15 protein-coding genes and 1 pseudogene are annotated in these 22,156 nt (G+C 55.5%); 11 read left to right on the top strand and 5 right to left on the bottom strand.

Annotated features, from left to right (window positions below):
- Window positions 1-532: 532 nt before the first annotated feature.
- Together C491_RS15005 and C491_RS22585 are read left to right on the top strand one after the other, a co-directional pair.
- Window positions 533-1,852: a hypothetical protein gene (locus tag C491_RS15005; protein ID WP_241431338.1), complete on the top strand. Its 1,320-nt coding sequence runs from the start codon at window positions 533-535 to the stop codon at window positions 1,850-1,852.
- Between the two features lie 61 nt (window positions 1,853-1,913).
- Window positions 1,914-2,159, top strand: a complete 246-nt coding sequence (locus C491_RS22585; protein ID WP_152421348.1) for a hypothetical protein — start codon at window positions 1,914-1,916, stop codon at window positions 2,157-2,159.
- Window positions 2,160-2,192: 33 nt separating this feature from the next.
- Here the strand turns inward: C491_RS22585 and C491_RS23510 are convergent, their stop codons facing one another.
- Window positions 2,193-2,507: a hypothetical protein gene (locus tag C491_RS23510; protein WP_193787543.1), complete on the bottom strand. Its 315-nt coding sequence runs from the start codon at window positions 2,505-2,507 to the stop codon at window positions 2,193-2,195.
- Between the two features lie 237 nt (window positions 2,508-2,744).
- On the opposite strand from C491_RS23510, the gene C491_RS15015 reads away from it, so the two are divergent.
- The 4 genes from C491_RS15015 to C491_RS15035 all read left to right on the top strand — a co-directional run bounded on the left by C491_RS15015 (window position 2,745) and on the right by C491_RS15035 (window position 13,009).
- Window positions 2,745-3,254, top strand: a complete 510-nt coding sequence (locus tag C491_RS15015; RefSeq protein WP_005557786.1) for a hypothetical protein — start codon at window positions 2,745-2,747, stop codon at window positions 3,252-3,254.
- 12 nt (window positions 3,255-3,266) lie between these two features.
- Window positions 3,267-4,988, top strand: a complete 1,722-nt coding sequence (locus C491_RS15020; protein WP_083909353.1) for a hypothetical protein — start codon at window positions 3,267-3,269, stop codon at window positions 4,986-4,988.
- Window positions 4,985-8,455 (top strand): VirB4 family type IV secretion system protein, encoded by a 3,471-nt coding sequence (locus C491_RS15025; RefSeq protein ID WP_005557790.1) that lies wholly within the window; start codon window positions 4,985-4,987, stop codon window positions 8,453-8,455. The genes C491_RS15020 and C491_RS15025 overlap by 4 nt, the downstream gene beginning before the upstream one ends.
- A gap of 1,401 nt (window positions 8,456-9,856) precedes the next feature.
- Window positions 9,857-13,009 carry a type IV secretory system conjugative DNA transfer family protein gene (locus C491_RS15035; protein WP_083909354.1) on the top strand — a complete coding sequence of 1,051 codons (3,153 nt, stop codon included), beginning with the start codon at window positions 9,857-9,859 and terminating at the stop codon, window positions 13,007-13,009.
- 113 nt (window positions 13,010-13,122) lie between these two features.
- Here C491_RS15035 and C491_RS15040 read toward each other — a convergent pair whose 3' ends face one another.
- Both C491_RS15040 and C491_RS21915 read right to left on the bottom strand, forming a co-directional pair.
- Complete coding sequence (locus tag C491_RS15040; RefSeq protein WP_005557792.1) at window positions 13,123-13,398, bottom strand: helix-turn-helix transcriptional regulator; 276 nt, start codon at window positions 13,396-13,398, stop codon at window positions 13,123-13,125.
- Between the two features lie 93 nt (window positions 13,399-13,491).
- Complete coding sequence (locus C491_RS21915; RefSeq protein ID WP_083909355.1) at window positions 13,492-13,809, bottom strand: hypothetical protein; 318 nt, start codon at window positions 13,807-13,809, stop codon at window positions 13,492-13,494.
- A gap of 451 nt (window positions 13,810-14,260) precedes the next feature.
- Between C491_RS21915 and C491_RS21920 the strand changes: the two genes are divergently transcribed.
- The 4 genes from C491_RS21920 to C491_RS15055 all read left to right on the top strand — a co-directional run bounded on the left by C491_RS21920 (window position 14,261) and on the right by C491_RS15055 (window position 17,176).
- Entirely contained in the window at window positions 14,261-14,479 is a 219-nt protein-coding gene (locus C491_RS21920) for a HalOD1 output domain-containing protein (RefSeq protein WP_083909356.1), read from the top strand.
- A gap of 482 nt (window positions 14,480-14,961) precedes the next feature.
- Window positions 14,962-15,237 (top strand): AbrB/MazE/SpoVT family DNA-binding domain-containing protein, encoded by a 276-nt coding sequence (locus C491_RS15045; RefSeq protein WP_049892105.1) that lies wholly within the window; start codon window positions 14,962-14,964, stop codon window positions 15,235-15,237.
- Window positions 15,238-15,239: 2 nt separating this feature from the next.
- Window positions 15,240-15,596, top strand: a complete 357-nt coding sequence (locus C491_RS15050; protein ID WP_005557797.1) for a type II toxin-antitoxin system PemK/MazF family toxin — start codon at window positions 15,240-15,242, stop codon at window positions 15,594-15,596.
- 1,304 nt (window positions 15,597-16,900) lie between these two features.
- Window positions 16,901-17,176: a PadR family transcriptional regulator gene (locus tag C491_RS15055; protein ID WP_005557798.1), complete on the top strand. Its 276-nt coding sequence runs from the start codon at window positions 16,901-16,903 to the stop codon at window positions 17,174-17,176.
- 279 nt (window positions 17,177-17,455) lie between these two features.
- Here the strand turns inward: C491_RS15055 and C491_RS21925 are convergent.
- Window positions 17,456-18,013 (bottom strand): annotated as a pseudogene (locus C491_RS21925) (class I SAM-dependent methyltransferase); the annotation flags it as partial.
- A 780-nt stretch (window positions 18,014-18,793) separates the two neighbouring features.
- Window positions 18,794-19,411, bottom strand: coding sequence for a TetR/AcrR family transcriptional regulator (locus C491_RS21930; RefSeq protein WP_005557803.1), 618 nt, complete (start codon window positions 19,409-19,411; stop codon window positions 18,794-18,796).
- A 97-nt stretch (window positions 19,412-19,508) separates the two neighbouring features.
- Here C491_RS21930 and C491_RS15070 point away from each other — a divergent pair, with 97 nt between their 5' ends.
- Window positions 19,509-22,154, top strand: a complete 2,646-nt coding sequence (locus C491_RS15070) for a PEP/pyruvate-binding domain-containing protein (protein ID WP_049892110.1) — start codon at window positions 19,509-19,511, stop codon at window positions 22,152-22,154.
- Window positions 22,155-22,156: the final 2 nt, after the last annotated feature.

A 22,156-nucleotide genomic window follows, 5' to 3' on the forward strand; every position in this document is an offset into this window, starting at 1 on the left:
GAGAAGAGCAGTGGAGCGCGAACAGCAGAAGAACACCTCGAGGAGCTCAGGAAGCAGTAGAGGTCAACGAGCAATAGCAGAGGGGAGTATCACCTCGAGAGCAGGGGAGACTATCAGGCTGTGCACAAGCAGTATGGACTATCAAAAGGCTGGTAGATAGGTGGACTATCACCTCGAGTGTAGGCATGCGATCCTTGGTGATCTCAAGGTAGTGTCTGGGGGTCATCTCTGGCTACAGCCTGCGGAGCGAGCACGGAGCGAAGCGGAGTGCGAGCGGCCAGTCGGTAGTGGTGTAGGGTGGTGCTGGCTGGGGGTCGGTCAGTGTCGGTCGCTGGCTCGAGTAGCAGTGGCTGTCGCAATCCCTCCCTCACAAATCAGTTGGATTTCCGGAATGCATATCACTCTAAAGCATGGTTATACACTTATGAAGGACTCATATAACCGCCGTAGCTTTCTACGAGGTAGTGCGGCTGCATCAGTGGCGTCGATAGCGTCTCTGGCGGGATGTATGGCCTTTGACGGAGGGTCCTCCATGGGTGAAGGGAACCCGGCCAATGTTGGAGCGACGAACATCGATACGGGGGTAACGACGGTGATTGACCCGGCGGCCTACGAGGATCGGTTCAGCAACGTGGTAGATATCACCGACGATCCCTACAACGCAGACCCAACAGGAGAAGAGCCGATCAATGATGCCCTGATGATGGCCTGGGAGGACGACACGCTAATCGTGTTCCCGCAGGGGCAGTACAAAATGAATCAGAGTTTCCGCCGGACAGGGTGGCGCGATGTCGGCCTGGTCGGACAGAACGCAGTGATCCGGCACGGCGAAGTCGAGGCTATCAGCGGGCACACGGTCGACGAAGGGGAGTACCGCGGTGGGACGATGCTGTTCCAGATCGGTACAACAGATAGTCCACACCAAGGCGAACTCGTCTTTGGTGGGTTCATCTTCGATTGGGCTCGAGAGAACGCGGGGATGCGTGGGTTGTATGCTATGGTTGGTGACCGAGCAGAGATTCGCAATATCGCGTTCAATGGAGTCCACGATCTCGGGACTCACGGGAACATGCGCGTCGCGGCGATGGCACCGGATGCCTTTGCCCACGTTGACTCGATCGATATGAGTGGTGGTGGGATGCACTACACGGATACAATCAACACTCGCCAGACTGAGAACTACGACGGTTCAACGAGCGACGGTGGTTTTGGCCAGAGCTGGTCGACGACCGGGATTGCAGGTCACAGGGGTATGTCGGGGACGACGCTCTTCGAGAACGTGATCTGTGGTCCATGGCCGGACAATGGGATGTACATCCAAGGCGGTGGCCGGCAGATCGTACGGAACTGCATCACTTCTAACTCAGGAACGAGCAATATCCGCTTCAACCATACCGACGACTGGGAACCGATCCCGGAGCTCGACGAGAGCGAGGACGGCGAACTCACTCGACACGGGCCGTACGGTCAGTCAACGGTTGAGGGGTGTGTAGTGATCATTGATCGGATGCCATCTGGTGTACATGATGCACAGCGCTCGATTTGGCACTACGCTGGTGAGGGAGTGATTCGGGACTGTGAAGTGACGGTCGCTCACGAGAGTGAGAGTGGCGGAGCGGCGGGAAATTTCGCTATTGGGACACGATCTGGGGTAACCGAATCGGTCGTTGAGAACTGCAAGATTTCGCTGCTCGAGCCGGCGGATGCGTTCTACTCCGGGACGTCGGCACCAGTGATGCTTCGGGATGTGGATATCGTGGCAGACGGATGGGATGCTGGATCATCAGTATCAACAGTCATTGGAGGTCAGACACCCTCGCTCGAGAACGTGACACTGAACGGGTCACTATGATATTGCTAAAGAATCACCAAAATACATTTATAGAATGAGATTATACTATGCAAAAACAGAGATGCCAGGTCTCCTCACCAGATCAAATGCCGCTGCTGCACGGTTTTTCGCGGTGCTAACGTTCTTAGGCGCCTATATGGCCTATTCTGGATTCGGATTACTTTCAGCACTCGTTATTGCAGCGTCTGGCGTCGTTTTGTGGATCCTCACTGGAGATCCGCATAACCACGGTGCAATCCGGCGTGTGTCGGGCGGTGTGCTCTGGATGATACTCTTCTTCTTCGGAATCGGAATTGGCGTGACGTAGCCGTCTCAGGATTAAATTTCTGTGAGGATTGAGTTATGCCTGACCCTCAAGATCGCGGCCCGCATACAGGAGCATTCCTTTCCAAGTGAATCCATGCCACTGGCGAGTTTCGTTCAGTTGTTCGTACTGGTCCGAACTCTCTATTTCCGGGGTATCGAGCTGGCGATGAGTGTGCATCAGAAGCCCGCGCCAGGTGAGCCCGTGCTGTTCTTTGACCTCGTCGAGACGTTGGTACTGTTCGGAAGGGAACTCAACAGAGACATAGCGAGTCTTGTTTTTCCCTTCAATCTCGATGTTGACTGATTTGGAATCATCTTCGTCAGTATCGGTTTCGTTGCTATCCGCCATACTGATCACCCAGCACCCCATGGCTGTGTGGTTGGCAGATCTGTGCTGCGTATCACACTATGCGGGGTTAGTGCTCACTCACATAAATCTCCGCTAAGAATCGGATGGCACCAATAACTAGTTTAGATACTGTTAAGGAATAGATTTATTGTTCTGAGGCTAGACACTACTCATAGAAGTCTCACTGATAGAGTGTGTATGAGTTGCTAATGGCTTGGTGAGGCTTTGAGAATACAAATGACCGAAGAAAAACCTACTGCGGGTACGGATCGGGATCGTACGGTTCTCCAGAAACTCTTCCTATGGGTTCTGCAGTCGGCTCACGAGAGCCGAGCAGAGCTCGAGGATCTCACACAACAACAGGGGGGATCGCTCCAGCGTCAGCTACTGACGCCGGTGCGAACAATGGTTTTCATGGGTGTTGTCTCGCTGATTGCATCGCAATCAGTTGCAGCACAGGAAGGAGAGGGAACAGACATCTGTGGCGAGGGCTTTGGGCTGATGATCTTCGATATTCAGATGATGGCCTGGCAGGTCATCCTCGGCGCGCTGTTTCTGATCTTCATGCTTGGGCTGGTTCTGCGAGCAGTGCCGCTGTTTACTGGTTCAACGGCAGTTGGGAGTCTGATGATGATTGGACCGATCGTCGGTGTGATCGCGTTCATCTTCTTCGTCCAGTTCATCGATATCGCTCTTGGATACGCAGGAGGACCAGGCGTCGGCGAAGGCTGCTCGCCGTTCGTCTAAACTCACACACCAATGAGAATTTCCCGAATTGTTCTTCTAATCGCAGTACTGTGTAGCGTCGGAGCACTCGCCATACCGGGTCTTGCTGCTGCTGACGCTGGTATCTCAGCGAATGAGGTGGTGTTTCAGACTGATGGTACTGACGACAACGAGAGTGTCTGGGAACCGCCGGAAGATGACGAACATGACGCTGACAACGAGTCTGATGCACTGGCTGGTTCAGATGATGATCTTGGTGTTGGGGTCGACGAGACCGATGACGGTCCCACTGAGAATGAGTCTGAAAATGCGTCCGGCGATGGACTCGAGAATGGAGATGACGAACCGCTCCAGATTGAGGATAGTGAGGACCGCGAGGAGTTGGAGGAACTCTATCTCGAGGAGAACGAGGATGAGGAGGAGTCCGCAGGCCGGTCGATTCTTGGTGGCGCCGGAAGTGCGGTCAGCAACACACTGAACCCGGCGGACGCAGCTGAAGAAGTCTGGGAACGACTCACCGAGATGTTTGCTGGCGCGATGAGCTTCTTTGTTGAGGAAGTCTTCAACGAGGCCCTTGGGACGCCGACGATCAACAACGACGGTGCCTTCGGTATCTTGGGTACGCCCGAGGCTCTCGAGGAAGGCGAACAAACGCCGTCGCATAAAGAAGCTGGCCTCTACGATGCGATGGCCACAGAGAACTACGTGACGGTCTACGAGGAGGTCTACCTTGGCCTAGTGATGCCGATGGCGATGTCGGTCATGTTCTTGTTGGCGTTGTTGATGTTGATCGCACCGGCGATCACAGCGATCACACGTCGGAAGGTCGGCTCGATACTCGCTTCAGGCGTATTCGTCGTGATGATGATTGTCGCCGTCTGGGAGTTCGCGACACTCATGCACGCGCTGAGTGATGCGGCGGCGCAGTTGTTCCTTCCCGATGGGGAAGATGTGCTTGACTCGGAGGTAACGACCTACTCGGGTGGCGTGGCGACAGCGCTGATCCTCTATTTCAAGGGATGGGTTGGCGGCGCTGCCCTTGGGTTGATCCACGCGACTCGGCATGTTCTTCTCTTTGTGTATCCGGCTGTGTTGCCTATCTTCTTCATTTTGGCCTACTGGGGCGGTCATCGCCGGGTGAAGCAGGTCGGCTCGTTCTTCATCTGGCAGTGGTACGGGCTGCTGGTGATGAACATCCCGACGGCGATTTTGCTCGCGTTTGCGAACGCCGTCGGCTGGCAGCTCTTCCCCTGGGAGCTGCTCAATTTCTTGGCGACGCTTGGAATCTTCGCGCTCGCAGTGCTGATTCCGTTTACTGTGAGCGGATCGTTCTTCCTGATTGGGCTCTCGATGCGCGGGGCCGCAGTCGGGACCGCTTCATCGGTCGTCTCGAGGTATGCACCGTCGCCGCGGCCAGCGTCGGTCTTTGGCGGCGAACGGACGCGGTCGGCGACAGAGCGTCTCAAGCGTGGCGGCGAGAGGGCGGGTGCCGCAGCGGCGAATCGGTCGAAGGAAGCAGCCCAGCGGGCGAAGTCCTCTGTGAACTCGAGACGACCGATTCGAACCGATGGTGGGCAGTCAGCCAACTCGAGCTCGGGTTCGTCCTCGGGTGGCTCGAGCACCTCGAGTACAACGCAGGGGGCGGGCGTGACGCCGGATCAGCGTCGCAAGGCGGCACAGCGTCGGCAGGATCGTGCACGGAATTCAAAGCAAGCTGAGCGGGCCCGTACGCAGTCAGACCACTACCGCAAATGAGCAAGAGTACCAGTCCGTCAGACGGTATCGACCACAAAGTAATCCACACCGGGACAAGCGATCAGGTTGTCCTCGGAATGAGTAAGATGGAGGTTCTGGCGGCGGTCGCGCCGCCGGCGATAATCTGGTTTATCGGTCGGCAGATGATCGGCGGTCTGCTGGGTACGCTTACGTACACCGTGGCGATCGTGTGGTTGTTCGCCGGCTTCGGTTTCATCGTCGCGAAGGATCCCTGGATGACCGCTCGCTTCTACGCTGAGACAGTGCTTCGATCGTTTTCGCAGCAACCAACCATGCTCTTCGATAGAAATCCCACCGACTCCGGTATTGCACAGCCAACGAACGATTCTCTCTTCGGGAGGGTAGCGTCGATTCCCCTCACAGGACTCCGTTACCTTTCCTCAGTCCGTGGTCCAGACTCACCAGAAGACAAGTCAAAGGGTCCGGTTCGCACTCAGGACTTTGTACAGTACACGAAACCCTATCACGGGACACCGGCGGTCGAGACCGACGATGGTCACGTGATTGGTGCGGTTCGGATTTCGCCGGCGAACATGGTCACCTCGAGCGAAGAGGAGTGGGAACGGCAGTCCCGCTTCTACGCGAAGGTGCTCGATACGGCGGTCAAGGGCAACATCCAGATTGCGGAGTACATGCGGATGGTCGACTACACACCCCGGATTGAGCGCTACTCTAAACGTGAAGAGGAGATTCTCACGACGGCTGACGGTGAGACAGCATCCGGTGAGGTCGACTACTCCGAACTCGAGTTCGGCAAGAAGGTGCTCGCAGATCTGTGCCAGGAGCGTGCTGACGTCGTTTCGATGTACGACCTCTCGACGTACACGGTCGATCCGTATCTGATTGTGGAGGTCGCGCCAGGCGACGTCGTCACTGAAGACGATGTCGAGGGTGGGCTCACGTCGATTCCAGTGCTCGGACGGGTGTATACTCACTGGAAGGTCCACCAGCTCAAGCAGAACGGCGAGCACATTCCGCAGATGATCACGTTGCTCGAGGACCGCCTCGACACGATCAGTGACTCAATTCGACGTCTCGAGGACGTGAGCGGACACCCAATCCCAAGTGAAGAGCTCTCACAAGTGGCGGCGGATCACTACCAGGCGGCGAACGTCTATGCTCATGCCGACTATACGTCTCTGGTTCGGCAGAGTCCTATTCCGGCACCAGCGGTCACGGAGGAGGGGGTCGAAGTCGGCGAAGTCTCTGATCCGGAGTACGATGTGACCTACGCGCATCTGGATGTTGAGGCCGAACGGGATCCGAGGACGACACTCTCGAGGCGGCACAACCAGCTTGCGATTGCTGATCAAGGGGCAAGCGGCTCGGATGATTCAGACCCCACGGCACAGTCGGACTCGATTGAGCGACCAGAGGCGACGACTGATGGCGGTGTCACAACGAAAGAGCCGACTTCGGATTCAGTCGAAGTCGCGGAGTCTCCAGGGAGTGCGCAGATCGCTCTTACCGACGAGGAACTCGAGGAGCAGTACATTTCTTTGCTGGCTCCTGAGGAGATCGAGCGCTCCTGGATGGATGGCGGCAGGAATCATCTTCGGATTGACGGCGAGATCTATGCGGCAACGATGTTCATCTCGAGCTACCCGAAGGATCCGCCTGAAGGGTTCCTTGAGCCAATTTTACAGTTCGATGACGCGGAGGTACAGACGAACGTCGCGACTCACATCGAGACGATCGATCAGGACAAGGCCGAACAGGAGCTCGAGGACTACGCTGATGCGCTCCGGAAGAAGTACGAACGGGTCAAGGATTCACGGGTGGAGATGTTCGCGAGTCGCTATCGTGATGAAGCCGATGAAACACAGGCAGCGCTTGACTCGTACCTACAGAGCGAGCATGACATCTTTGAGGCCCAGACGTACATCGAGGTTCGGTCGTTCAACCCGGATGCGTTGAAGCGGGCCATTCGCTCGATTCGAGCGAAGATGTCCGACATGAGCGCGGAGGTCTCGGTCCTTCGGCAGAACCACGATGTTGGTCATCAGACGGTCGCACCGGCCTGTCAGGACAAGGTCGACCAGAAGGTGAAGGTTCGATCGGAGGCTCTTGCGGCAATGAACCCGTGGACGACAACGAATCTCCACGAGCCCTCGGGTGTGGAACTCGCTGAGAACATGGCGACAAACGAGCCCCTTGCTGTCGACGTTTACAAACGCGACGCGGGGTACAACTGGGTGATCGTCGGCAAGACCGGTGCGGGGAAGACCGTCACCTCGAGTCAGTACCTCTGGCGCTACAAGGTCGACAATCCCGATTCGTTCATCGCCGTGATCGACCCACTCCAGGAGTTCGCGAACTTGCAGGAGATCTTCGGTGGTGAGCGGATCGTCGTTGGGTCGACCAACATCAACCCGTTCGACATCAAACCGACGCCGGAGGACAAGCTCGATGCGATCGGTCACTCGGCGCCGTACCGCGAGTGGCTCGATTCGGGACTTGATTTCTTGGAGCTCTACTACAAGATGCAGGGCTTCGATTTCTCGCAGTATCGGGCGATCTGGACGAAGGCGCTCAAGCGTGCCGGCGAGAAGAAGGGAATCACCGAGGAACCGAAGACCCACGATCCCGAGTATCGCAAGTCAGAGGGGTACGACGGTAAGGCGCCGACGATGGCCGATGATGTCCTCGAGATCATCAACGATATGTCTAGCGACGGTGCTGCGTACGTCGAGGATTCGTCGAACGAGAGTCAGGTTCGCGATCGCGAGGAGAAGGCGACGGCGGTGATCAACAACCACGTTGAGCCCTTCCGTGACGGGGGTCATCTCGAGCACCTCGCTCACGAGACTGAGGTCGACCTCGAGGACACGGACTTCGTCTACGCCGACTTGCAGCTCAAGGAGGGCGACGAAGAGGGTGGTGGACTTATGATGCACCTCTTGTTGGACCTGTTGTACAACGAGGTCAAGTCCCGTCCCGAGCCGGGGAAGATCTTCTGCGACGAGTTCCACTACCTGCTTCGCGACGATATGACGGTGAAGAGTCTAAGTCAGAAGTATCGCCACCATCGTCACTGGGATCTCTCGATCGGTGCCGGGACCCAATCGCACAAGGACTTCTTCGGTACCGACGGAGAGGGGAATGTCCATCTGACGGATAACGCTGAGGTCATGCTTGAGCTCTCGTCGATGGAGATCTACCAGTATGTCGAAGGAATGAACGAAAAGTGGGGCAAGCGCCTGGGGCTTTCTGTTGATGAAGCCGACTTGATCGACAACCTCCAGAAGGGGAACCTTGCGGATGGATTCTCGGAGGTGTTGTTGCGAGTTGACGACGAGGGCTGTTACCCCGGGCGCGTCCGGATGGATCACGACCAAAATCCTCGAGAGGCAGTCGCGCTGATGTACGATCCTTCCGAGCACGGCGAGGACTACGCGTCGTATCTGCAGCAGTACGACGATGTCTGTGGCTGGAGGTGGTCCTGATGGGACTCGGAAATCGGACCGTGTGTGCGACGAAGCAGAAGCTGGGACTTGATGATGGCTACGAGGCTCTCGAGGTTACGCCGGAGTTAGCGGAGCAGCTCTATGGGGAGTTGCCTGAGCGCAAGTCGATCGCCGTCCAGCCGAGCAAGGACGGCGGCGGGCCGAAGGATGCGATCGATCTACTGACGGCTGTCCATAATCCCGGTCGGGGTGGTTTGTTCGGGTCGGCAGAGGGTCCGACACACTCGTTCGAGATGCGCTACATCAATGGATTGGTTGGCTTCCAGTGGGTGATGGCGACGACCGAGTCTCAGAAACAGATGCAACGCCAGCTCGAGACGTTCTACCCCGACGCCCATATTGACGTTTCGGAGCATGATCGGCCGGCGCTGTTGCCTCTCGAGGAGGGTCGCTACGTCGCCGGCGCCTACCTTCGGCTTCGGAAACGTTCGGACGGCAAGCATCTGTACCCGATCAAGCACATGGACATCGAGGGNGGTCGCTACGTCGCCGGCGCCTACCTTCGGCTTCGGAAACGTTCGGACGGCAAGCATCTGTACCCGATCAAGCACATGGACATCGAGGGGTTCGAAAACGACCCCTACGGTTCGATCACTGCGGAGATGATCGGTGAGCGTGAGTCAGATATCGAGACCGACCTGGCCGTGCAGACGATCTTCGAGCCGGCGCCAGCTGATTGGTGGAAAGGTGGGTTGTTGTCGTCGTCGATTGACGACATTGCTGATGAACTCAAGAGTCCACGCAAGGATGAGTCGTTCCTCCACGCGCTGAAGTATGAGTTGTTCCCCGAGAAGTACGAGATCGTCGGGGAGGAGCGAGAGGCGTCGAACAAGGACAAGCAGGCCTCGAATATCGTCCGCGAACAGCGTGGTGAGAAGGGCTTCCGGATGAATCTCCGAATTGTCGGTGTCTCGGATGATCCCGATTCTGCGGTTCGACGGGTAGCGGAGACCGCCCAGCAGTTTGACGGCTACTACGAAAGTAAGACCGAGCAGGGCTTCGAGGTCGTTCCGCTGTACGACAAGCCGCTGCTGGCTGAGTTGAAGCGGGCTTATGGCCGCACCCGTGCGGATCGAAAGATGATCATGGGTGTTCGGGGAGCTGCTGGTCTGATTCATATCCCAAACGACGATATCAACACCCAGGACGTCGACTGGTCGCTCACTTCTCACGCCGGTGACGTCCCAGCGAACGCACCACGATTTTCGGAGTTCCACGATTCTGGGACCGTTCCATGGGAGAAGGAGCTTCGGTCGGTCGGCCTCGAGGGCGCTGATTGGTGGATGTACGATATTCCCTCGACTTGGAGCGATCCTGAGGAGTACAACGACTGGAGTGTTGACGCCGATAGTCAGCCGTCCGATGGCGATCGCGAGCTAGATGACCGCAGTTCTGAGCGAGATCAGGAGGTGTCCGCATAACATGACTCTACCATTCGGCGACGATGGCGAACCAGTTGAAGAGATGGAGAAATTCGGTGCCCGGATTGAGGGCGAAGACGATCCAAGCGAGCCCGTTTTGATCAATAATAAGGAGTGGGCGATCCAGCGCTACGATCCGGTCGAGGAGGAGATCGAGACCTACGCTGGTGCCTGGCCTCGAGCGATGATCGAGAACGCACAGGCGGTGCCCCGACAGCCGCTGTGGATCGGCGTCTCGGAGAGTTCCGGCCGCGAGGTGCCGGTAGAGTTCGACCGGCTCTTTCGGCACGTCTTCTATGGTGGCTCGACAGGGACAGGGAAGACGACGAAAATGTACAATGACGCCGTGGCACTCATGTACGGCGGCCATGGCGTCACGATTATCGATCCGAAGGGCGACGATATTTACGACCTCCTACGACGGGTTCCGGAGGATCGTTGGGATGACGTGATCTACATTGCGCCGGGGGACGATTTCTTGGACAAGTCGGTCGGGTTCAATCTCTTCGAGACCTACCACGAGCCCGACGAGACTGGATTTGACGAGGAGATCGAAGGGATCGTCGACGACTTCAAGGAATTGCTCAAGGCCGGCGATTTCTGGGGGAATCGGATGGACCGGGTGATGAAGACGATGGTCCGCGGGATGATTCGCCACGAGTTCGAGTTCACGCCACTCGAGCTGTACTATGCGTTGCTTGATGAGGAGAACCGCAGGGAGTACGCGGATTTGATCGCGTCGGCTGATGACGATGACATCGCGTTTCTCGAAGTCTATACACGACAGATTGCCGAGGAACTTACAGAGCAAGAGCTCGACGCACTCGTAGGTCGGCTAAAGGACTGGGTCGAGAACCCGATTACTCGCCAGATTCTGGCCCAACGTGAGTCCGACGTCTCGATTGCCGAGGCGGTCAACGAGGGCAAGATCATCATCTGCAAGAACGACCTGCCCGGCGAAGCAAAGCGAATGGTTGCGACGGCGGTTATGCGCCGGGTCTGGACCTGTGTGAACGACCGGATCAATCCGTCCGAGAAGAAGGTTCGCGAGCTCGCCGGAGCAAATACCTCCGGCGGGGACTACGACCCATACTTCCTAATGATCGACGAGTGTGATGATGTTCTCACTGAAGCATCACAGATCGATAAGATGCTCACAAAAGCTCGTTCGAAGAAGCTTGGATTGCTGTTGGCGACGCAGACGCTCCATCAGCTGGACGCTGAGGCTCAGCAGGCGATTCTGTCGAACTGCAACACGCTGGTTTCGTTAAATCCACTGCTGCCAGATGAGGCTCGAGCGCTGTCCGATCGATTCGGTGGGAAGGATCCTCGAGATTTGACCCAGATCCCCGACTACCACGCTCAGACGAAGCTGCGCCATGAGGACGATTCGTTCATGGCAAAGCTGACTCCGCCGTACCCGCCACTGCACTCAATCGAGGAAGCCTTCGATCTGATCCAGCAGTCGACGGAACGTTACGGGATCGAGCGCCAGTCTGGTCGGGAGGTCCTGGACGGCTTGTTCTTTGCTGGTACTGGCCAGTCCGACGCAGCGACTGCAGCCGGCCGTGAGAATACCTCGAGTAGCGTCGAAGAACCGATGGACGTCGACGATGTTGAAGCGGCCCAGGCAGCACTGAAGGCCATCTACGACGAAACGATTCGAGCGGAGTCGACGTCCGTTGAGACACCGGCCGCAGAGCAGGCAGTGACCGATGCGACCGGCCTCGAGTACACGCAGGCGTCGAACATCGTCGAGCGTCTGGAGGCAGCCGGTGCACTCGAGCAGCGGAGTACGAGCGATGGACTGGAGATTACGGTGACACCAGAGGGACGCGGCCAGATTGGGCTGGAGACCGGTTCGGGTGGTTCTGGTGGGAAGAGCAAACACCGGCACATGCTTCGAGAGGTCTACGAGTGGGGGACACGGTCCGGATACGAGATGAAATTGCCAACGCAGGACGGCGACGAACTGCCGGACGCGGTTGGTGAAGTCCCACCGTCGATCGTTCCTGATGGTGATCTTTCGGAAGATGAGCGTGATCAGATCGTTCAGTCGCGTCTCGAGAGCGAGTACCCAGAGATCCTCGAGCTTTCGGGAACAGAGACGTTGTACATTGAAGCCGAGTCAAAGGGCCTCTCGAAGCCGGGTGGCCCAATTAAAAATGCGGCGAAGGCGCCGAGTCCTGAGCAACTGTTGTTCGTCGTCGGCGACGGTGGTGACGATGGTCTCACACGGAATGCCGAGCGCCTGGCATCGATCTTCGGTGCCGATGGGAGTGATCCGTTCACGTCGATTCGTACGCCGACGGGGGCTGCTCGGAAGTTCTACACCCGTGGGAAGCTCGAGATGGCTCGCGACGATTCGGGTACTGAAAAGCTCGCCATCGTGCCGGAAGATGTCTCGACCGAATGGATTGAACTCCAGAGTGGCGCGATCGTCTGTCGCGACCGGGACACTGACGAAACATACCTTCGGTTCGACAGTCCCAAAGAGTACCGAGAGCGTGACCCGACTGATGCGCCTGCGACCGTCCATTACGATCCCGAGGATACCACCTATGTCGTCGAACGGAGCGGCGATGTTGAGCGGAAGTACGGCGGGAAGGGTCCGCTTACCGACGACTGGACGCACATCTACGAGCCGGTGATTCCGGAAGCGATATTCCGCGAGCACGGTCACGAGTCCGTTCCCGAGCCTGAGGAATTCCGAATTGCAATTGTGCCGAACGATGATCGCGACCTCGAGGGTGAGCCGGAGTTGCTTCTGTTCGACGTCGGCAGCGAAGCGGCGATTCCGATTGGCACCTGGCTAGATGAGTCGACTAACGGTGTCACCACTGAGTCGGCAGAACCCGAATCCGAGTCTGAGATCGCGGTGGGAACGGAGCCCGAAAGCGCTGATGAGCCAACCACGGACGGAGACAACAGCGACGCTGAAAGTACCGATCGGGATGCAGTACCACTTCGAGAGCCCGAGGAGCCTGTGCCTGCGCCCGAAACGCCAGAGCAGCGGCCGGATCCCGAGTGTGAGCCTGAAGCTGAGGATGACAGTGGTCAAGAGAAGGAGGAAGAAGAGTCCACTACCGATAATTCCTTTAATTCGATCTAGTCTCACTACTGCTGCTTTTCGAGACAGACAGCGCTGTTCATTAACGTAGAGTGAATGCTCGAGCTGACGGCTCCTTTCCATCGGTTCGATGTTAGTTTCGAAGAACGGCCGAGTTAGAGGTCGACGTACTGTGATTCCCACTCGCGGCGTTCCTCAATGGCTTCATCCCCTTCATCCGCGAGGGCATAGTAGTTCGTTCGCCGATCGAGTTCGCCTTTCTCGACGAGATCTTTGTTGACGAGGGTATCGAGATTTGGGTATAGCCGCCCGTGGTTGATCTCGGTGCTATAGTAGGTCTCAATCTCGTCTTTGATGTCTTGACCGGATGGCTGATCGGCGGCTGCGATGACGTACAGCAGGTCTCGCTGGAATCCTGTAAGGTCGTCCATGGTGACTTATCCTTATACCTGTATATTGTTATCCCTGTCGTATGCGATTGTCAGCCTCGAGCTACGATTCCGGGAGGAACTGTATCCTCTGATTTAGTTTCTAGTTGAAAGCGATGAGTTAGTCACAGAAGTAAGCTGGTCGAGGAGTGAGTCGACGACTGAGCTACTGCTTTTCTCTGTGTCTGCAGAGTAGTCCTCTCGAGGATCTTCATACACTTCGAGTTCGATACGATTTGCAGCCGAGAGTTCGCCCTCGATTACCTCGAGATTGAGGATTGCAGTCTGGTAGATCACGAGTGCACGGGTCTCGTTGACGTCCAGATACTGGATGCTGAGCCCCTCAAACGTTGAAGGCAGATCAATTGGGGACCCAAAGGTATATTCCCAAGATGGATCCGAATCGCTTGACATCGGATTCTTATTTGGGGCCTGTACAAATAGACCCTCTCTCTTTGTTGCAGTAGCTGAAGCTTCTCTGTGAAGACGTCCTCGGGAAGGGGTGGAAGGAGTTGCAAACGGGCCACCGGTCAGGTGGGGAGCTGATGCCGGTGGCCAGGTGCAGGGTGGGGTGCTGAGCAGCGGTGTCGCGTTGGGTGGTGCGCGACACTCGGGATACTCGTTGGAGTCATTATCAATCTCTTGATTGACCTACGGGCTCGAAGCGATATTTCGGGGTTGGCTCCCGAACGTGTTAGCCGTGAACGCCGAGCTGATGTACTCAACCCCGGTAAACGATCACTGAGGACGGGTCGGCTGTTTGCGAAGCAATTTATGCAGGGATGTGGCAGTCCGTGCTATGCCAAATTCACCTGGTCAGCAGACGAGTGGAACTCCAGTGTCGAAGCAGAGTCCTCATCACGAGATGACACCCGTTGTTGCAGTCGTTTCTGCAGTTGCCGATGCTGCTGGAACAGATCCACTCGAGTTGCCGGCCCTCAGCAATGCGATTAACCCAGAGGCACTGAACGACTTGGTCGGCGCTGAGAGGAGCTCCAGTCTGCAGTCGGTCTCTTTTGAGTATGCTGGCTACGATGTCGTTGTCTCCGGCACTGGCGATATCGAGGTAGCTCCATCTGAGTGAGTTGGAAAGGTTGAGCCGCTCCTGGGAAAAGATCGCCTAAGATAGATTTTCCGCTGTTCGTATGCGAGCCCTTCTTCTACTCAGGAGACGACTATTCAAGACTAGTCATAATGGCTTCCAAGCAACGCCCAAAGAAGGTCCGTATTGTGTGCAGAGAGTGTCCCTTCTCGAAGGAGGTTACTACGGAAGAGGACATATCTGCAGAAGTGATCCGGGAACACGGCCAGGAAACAGGCCACAAACTCACTGTTGAACAACTCGACAGCAGTGAGTAACTATTTTCTACGAAGCAATGACTGGGTGTCATCGGACCAAGTATATCGTGGCGATGAGTATTTAGGATGACTGCTTCCCCAGTAGCAACCTGTTTCCGTGCGAACGCTAGTTCGCGGTTTTCTCGTTCGGTGATACGCTCTAGACAGCAGTGATTTGTGACACAACCCACCGACGCCTTTTTATGTATGAATATGAATTGAATATGTATGGCAGCATCCAACGGAGAAACTCGACGCGTGGGAGAGCGTGGACAGGTAACGCTTCCAAAAGAGCTTCGAGAGGATTTTGGCATTAGTGGTGGCGACGAACTTGAGTTCCGCGTGGAGGGAGACAAAATCGTAATTAAAAAGCCAGTCTCGAGAGAGGACTTGGCAGAAGGATATCGCGCTCGAGCAGAGCGTGATCGTGAGATTGCCGAGGAATTCGAGGGAGCGTCGCGTGAGGCGGACGACTATCTTGGTGACGTGCCGGAGCTCGAGTAACGATGCATGTTCGGCGTGGCGATATTGTCATTGTTGAGTTAGATCCGACGAAAGGCTCCGAGCAACGCGGAACCCGCCCGTGTCTCGTCGTACAGAATGACGTCGGAAATGAAAACGCACCGACGACGATTGTCGTTCCGTTCACGACGTCATTTGGGGATCGACTATACCCCTTCGAGGTCAAAATTTCGGCTGATGAGTGTGCACTCCGCGAGGACTCCGTCGCTCTTTGCAGCCAAATCCGGACAGTGCCGATTGACCAGCGGATAACTGAGGTCGTCGGATCAATCCCCGATGAGCGGATGGAGGCCGTTGAACAGGGCCTCGAGTACAGCCTTGGAATGCGGGGAGATTGGTAACCTCTCTGGATCCCTGTGAATTCTCGTACTTCGTCAAAATAGCGGTTACGTAGAGGGGGAGGAAGGACCGCTGTCGGTACGTAGCTTCTAGGAGGCCTGCTTCGGCGAGTCGGTCTAGCGGCGTCCGTGAGTAATCGACGTTGTCGCCACCGGGTTGATACTCCTCACCGAGAGATTTGGCGGCACACTCGCTACAAAGCCACTCCTTGAGGAGGCCGTCATCGAGATGATCGAGTTCGACAGTCCGCCAGTGCCCAGCGCGGGGGGTGTGGCGACATGGCGTCTTCGGCTCGTCTCGCGTGCTCTCTTTGCTGGGGGCATGGATCGCCCGGCCCGATTCCGAGTAGGTAGATCGAATCCAGTAGTCGGCGGCTTCGCGGATGGCGTCGATGTCGAGAGTCGGTCGAGAAGCGTCAGCCATCGTTCTCATCATCTAACCCGGTGAGTACCAGCGCGACGATTGGCCCGACACACCGGCCGGCCGGCAGGCGCGTCGCGATCGGGAAAGTGGCGACGAGGACTAACCAACACGAGGCTCCTTGATCTGCCAACCGTTGGTTAAGGACAGACGTCGCCCTCGAGGTTAACCAACATCAGGGTGTCTGGAAAGGGTCTTGTTGGTTAGCACGAGTCGTCCTTACGCAAAGCAGCGGAAAGTAAGTGCATCCCGGCAACGTATGGTGGAGAGTAACCAATGGTGCGGTATAGAGGGGTGACGTTGGTTAACTACACGTAGTAGATCGGAGAGAGAACAAGACACCGTTTTGCTATGGAGTTATCTGAGAAGGCGATTGCTGCTCGAGCGGATCCACCATGACAGCCTATCCACGCCTGGCCTGATGGGCGAGATTTTTCGCCTAGAACAGATAGGAGATGTACGAGGTCACTGAATGAAAGCACTTCTGGAAATAGCTGATGGGAACTCTAGATATTCTTCTCTTTGTCCAAAAAATAGGTTTTCACAAGCACATTTGTAGCTGTCTGTAGGAAACTAAAACTAGTGTGTTTATAGCGAGTGAATACATATCACAGTGGTAAGAATTGCCAATGAGCAGAAAAAAGGCCGTGTTCCCAGAAACGACACAACTCATCAAGGCCCTTCAATACTCTCTTAGATCTCGTAAGTTCTCAACCCACAGTGTCTGGGAGAACCTTTTGCTCGGAGTTGTGTATGTCATCATATTAGCTATACTACCGCTTGCCGTTCTCTCTGATCTCTTCTCTTTTTTCGTCTGTAGAACAACCACTACACGGATGAGCGTTAGCTCAGATTCTATGGGTCTAAAATAAACACTAATCCTGATATGGACGATCTCACCAAATTTCGACGTGATTTGCTCTATGTTGTGAGTGGTCTCGATGATCCGCACGGACTTGCTATCCACGAGGAGCTTGAGGATTACTACGAGAAGGACGTCCATCACGGCCGGCTCTATCCAAACCTCGACACACTCGCCGAGGAAGGACTTATCGAGAAGAGCCAGGCGGACCGTCGAACGAACGTCTATTCAGTTACGAGTCAAGGTGAACATGAACTGAAAGCCCGCCGAGAGTGGGAATCCCAGTACGTCGACCTCTAATGGTGATGAGCTCCGAGGATTCCAGCGAGAGCACCTCGTGAAAGGTCCTGCAATTCGCGTTAAAACTCTTTAACTTACTACTACAATCTATGTGTTCAATACCCCCGGACTTCATGTATTCGAGTGCCCGCAAGGGCATTGCAGTCTCCAGTTACCCGCCAGCTGAAGGGATGTCTCCCCCTCCCTTCGCTGGTGCGTCGTTCCACCAGTATTCCCCTCTACTGTTTTCCTCCTATCGGGTTTTGGCGTGTGTTTTTCTATCGGTTCTGAGAGATGCTCTCACGGAGGAAGAAGGAAGCGGAGACAGAGAAAGTTCGGACGAGTAGCCTCGTACTCGTACCGTTCTGGATCCGCCCGACGATACTCCTCTGTTGGTGTCGGCTCTACGAGTTGCTCGAGTCGGAACCCCGCGTTGAGTGCCGGGGTTACCATCGCTGCAAGGGGTCGGCGGTACGCTGGAACCACTACTTCGTCTCCGAACGAATCCCATGTCGTGGAGACCCGCTCTCTCTCGTGGTAGTTTTGCGCGTCCTCGTACTCCTCAAAGTCGGCGTGGGGATGTTGAACCGAGAACACCATCCAGCCTCCGGGCCTGAGGACGCGACGAAGTTGTCGGAACAATCGCCCCCACTCTCGGACGTAGTGAAACGCCAGCGAACTGACAACGCCGTCGAAGATGTCGGCATCGAACGGGAGGTTACTACCGAGATCAGCTTGAAGAAAGTCGGCATCAGGGGCCCCGATCTCGTGCATACGTGAGCATCTCGCGACTCACGTCAAGCCCGACAACACCTGCATCACGATCGACGAGTTCACGGGTGAGGTGACCCGCCCCACACCCAGCGTCGAGAATATAGGCTTCTGTCACATCGGGTAGCAGCGAGAGAGTTGCTGGCCGTTCGAGATAGGCATTCGCGGGTCGTGTATCGCCCTTTTGGTCGTATCCAGCTGCAAGTCTCTCGTACGCCTGATGTGCTTCCGGAGAATCCCGAGTGTCGGGCATTGAGTCGTCGGAACCGGCGTGGCCATATAAATACAACTTCCAACACGCTTCCCATGATAGATGCATCCTCTGTATCCGGGATACTACTTTGACAAATGTCGGAGGATCAAGTACCGGTCCGTTACCCACTCGCCCTGTACATAGCAGATTGATGCCGATCACAAGATCGCCTGCTTAACCAACAATGGGTGCAATACAGGGGCTCTTGTTGGTTAACTACACACGGTAGTAGATCGGAGAGAGAAGGAGACTCAGTTGCTACGGAGTTGTGTGAAAAAGTGGCTGCTGCCCGAGCAGTGACCCCATCTGAATGGCCTGGCTGCCTTCGGTGAGTAGCTGGCGATAGCAGGCGAACGCACCGTATTTCGACTGAATTACCGTCGAAATGCTGATCGACGTCGCGAGTTCCTTCAGTGAGTTCGTGTCGAGCCCGGACGGCACTCGGAGTTCGCGAGTGACGTCGGTTCCAAGAGCATCGAATAGATGCACGAGCGAGCCGGCAAAGCCGTGGACCGATCGCATGATACATACTGCGAGCGTATACCCGCGTCTTTGGGCGCGGGTCGAGCGACAGGCATAGTGCGCCCGAACCACGTATGAACTCGATTCGTATCTCACTCGCTGTTGCAGGTGAGTCCTCGAACAAGTGTATCAATGTGCATTTGCTGTACTTCCGTGATTTCTTCTTCGCTCCGCGTTGTTCCGCTTTTTCCGTACTGATGCAGGAGTCCAACCGGTCTTAGGAGAGCTAAAACCATATCAGGATCGTGTGATGCGAATATTCCGTCACTTCTCTCCTGAAGTCGTTCAATTATTGGGATGCATGATGCAGTCCATTGGTGTTGGACCTCGTCGATTCGTTCCTGTGAAACGTTCCGGAAGAGTTCTCTGGGGTGGTTTCCAGACATCAGTTTGTGTAAATTTGGGTTTTGCTCGATAAACTGGAGGTAGCTGGTAAAGAGACGTTCTACACCCTGACGGACGTCATCTGTTGCTTCTATTTCTTCTTGGAGAAGTTCGACGAATTCCTCGGTCTCGCGCGAGATGATTTCGAGATGCAACTCTCCTTTTGAGTCGAAGAACTGGTAGAAGGTAGGTTTGGCAATTCCAACCGGGTCGGTGATGTCTTTCACTCGAGTTCGTTCTGGACCGTACTTCAGGAACTGTTCTCTCCCGGTTTCGATTAGGCCGTCTCTGATTCGAGCCCGTTCGTCATCACTGAATCCTCGCATGTTCAATTAGAGACTTTATTAAATCATAACCCTACGGATTCTACAGTCACAACCTCATGACCGAAATCTGCTTGTAGTCATAGATCCATAGAGAGGTATGGACTTGAATGCAGAAACAGCATCTGTGCTTCCGCTGACCGACCCAGAAGCATTAGATCTACGCCACACTGGTGGGAAGGGCGCCAATCTCGCACGATTGCTCGCTGCTGGCTTTCCAGTCCCAACGGGAGTTTGTGTAACAACTGCTGTATACGATCACCTCACTGCCGAAGCGGAGATTGCAGACCTGGTTCAGCAATTAGACCGGTCTTCTGGTGCGAATGAGTTGAAACCCACAGCAGCAACATTGCGGGAGTCAATCCGAAACCAGCCGATACCCAAGGTGGTGAGCAAAGCGATAGACGGTTTTCTCGAGGCTGAAGAGGCGTACGTTGTCCGTTCAAGTGCAACTGCAGAAGATCTCCCCACTGCGTCGTTCGCTGGCCAGCACGACACTGTTCTCGATGTTTCAGGCCATGATGAGGTACTTGATGCCGTTTCTGAATGCATGGCGAGTCTATTTACTGACCGTGCAATCTCCTACCGGAAGGCCAACGACATTTCACATGATGACGTTGCTATGGGAGTCGTTATCCAGCGAATGGTAGATGCAGACATTTCTGGTGTGTTGTTTACAGCAGACGCCCTTACTGGCAATCGAACCATTGCATCGATCGATGCTGCTAGTGGGCTCGGGGAAGCCGTCGTCTCAGGGACGGTAACGGCAGACAACGTCCGTGTCGATAAACAAACCAACGACATTATCGAATACCGATCCAGTCACAGTGAGGACTCGATGGAGTTCTCAGATCAGCAGCGAATACTTAGGGACGAACAAGTACTGAGGCTGGTCTCTTACGGGAATCGAATCGAGGACTTGTTCGGGCCCCCTCAGGACATCGAGTGGAGTATCACTAACGATCAAGTTTGGATACTTCAATCACGCCCGATCACGTCGTTGTTTCCTGTCCCTACACCGGCCCCAAACGACGACGGACTGCACGTCTATTACAGCTACAATCACCGCCAGGGGATGATCGATCCTATGCCCCCACTGTCGGTCGACTACGTTCGTCAGTACACGATGTGGACCCTCGAAAATTTGTTTGCGTATCATCCCTCTGAGTTCACATCGGTTGCTGGTGCCGGCGGCTTCGTCTACCTCGATGTGACGCCGATGTTGCGTTCAGAACGCCTCGCACAAAAGTGGCTTGCCGGGATCGAAGAAATGGACGAACCAGGCGTTGTCCCCCAAAGAGAGATCGTCGAGTGTCGAGGCGACCAGTTATCGTCTGCCCCTGCTGTTGGAGATGGATCACTTCGAGCATATCTCGGTGCCATACGGACATTTGCACGCACTGCTGCTGTCGGAGGTGCACGCACGGTTTGGGGGCTTCTTAACCCAAACTACGAGCAATTCCCGAGTAAGGTGCGAACCGAATACGAACAGCATGTAGAAGAAGCGATCATCTCGATACAGACGGCAGAATCAGAATCGGATCGAATCCGTCGCACGGTCTCAGAAACATCGAAATTTGGGTGGACGGCAACGAAACAACTCGAGACAACGGCTGGATTTATTTCGAGACGCATTCTTCGCTGGCTTTGTCCCGACTGTGAGTCTGAGTTTGAGGCACTCGATAAGGGGCTACGGGACAACGTAACCATCTCGATGGTTCTCGAGCTAGGTGATCTTGCGGATATCGCACGAGAATCACCAGCTGTAGCAGAGGCTCTCGAATCTGGCGCCGAAATCGACGAAATTCGTGACTTGGAAGAAAGTACCGAGTTCGTCGCTGCGTTCGACCGATTCATGCAGACGTATGGACACCGTGCCTCCTCTGAACTCGACCCAAGTCAACCACGATATTGTGAGGATCCATCTCCGCTTTTGTCGACGATACGGTCGCGACTCGCGGGCGGCTGTTCAGGTGAACACCGAGAAAAACTGAACCAGCTGGAAGCAGATGCTGATGTCGCGATTGCCCGCCTCGAGGATATCGCTGATCGCGGGTTCTTTGGGTCAATCCGTAGACGACTTGTCAAACCACTCGCCTCCCGGTATCGAAATTACAAGTCGACAAGGGAGACTCCGAAATACGCCTATACGCATCTATGGGCGGAATTTAGACGACAGGTGCTTGTAGCAGGTGAGCGACTCGAGCGAGAGGGCCAGCTCCAGAATGTTGATGACGTCTGGTTACTTCAGCTTGAAGAGTTGCTTACGGCACTCGAGGACCCGGAAGCGTGGGAAGACCTCAACATTGATCTCGAAAGCAGGAAGGCAGAATATCGGGCACACAGAACGCTTCGCGGACCACGCGTAATTACGAGCAATGGAGAGATTCCACGTGGAACCAGCTCTCCAGATCAAGACGATAGCGGGCTCGTCGGCGTGGCAACGTCAAGCGGTTCTGCCGAAGGGATTGCACGGGTAGTTCATGACCCACGAACACAGCAAATCGAAGAGGGCGAAATTCTCGTCTGTCCGTATACTGACCCCGGTTGGACGCCGTTGTTTCTCAACGCGGTCGGTTTGGTGACTGACGTCGGTGGTGTGTTTTCCCATGGATCGTTAGTAGCACGTGAGTACGGTATTCCATCGGTTGTCGTTGACGGCGCTACGGACAGAATCGAAACCGGCCAGCGGATCCGAGTAGATGGAGATGCTGGACGCGTCGAAATCATCGAGGAGACACCGTGAGT

The organism is Natronococcus amylolyticus DSM 10524 (genome assembly GCF_000337675.1).
GTDB classification, from domain to species: Archaea; Halobacteriota; Halobacteria; order Halobacteriales; family Natrialbaceae; genus Natronococcus; species Natronococcus amylolyticus.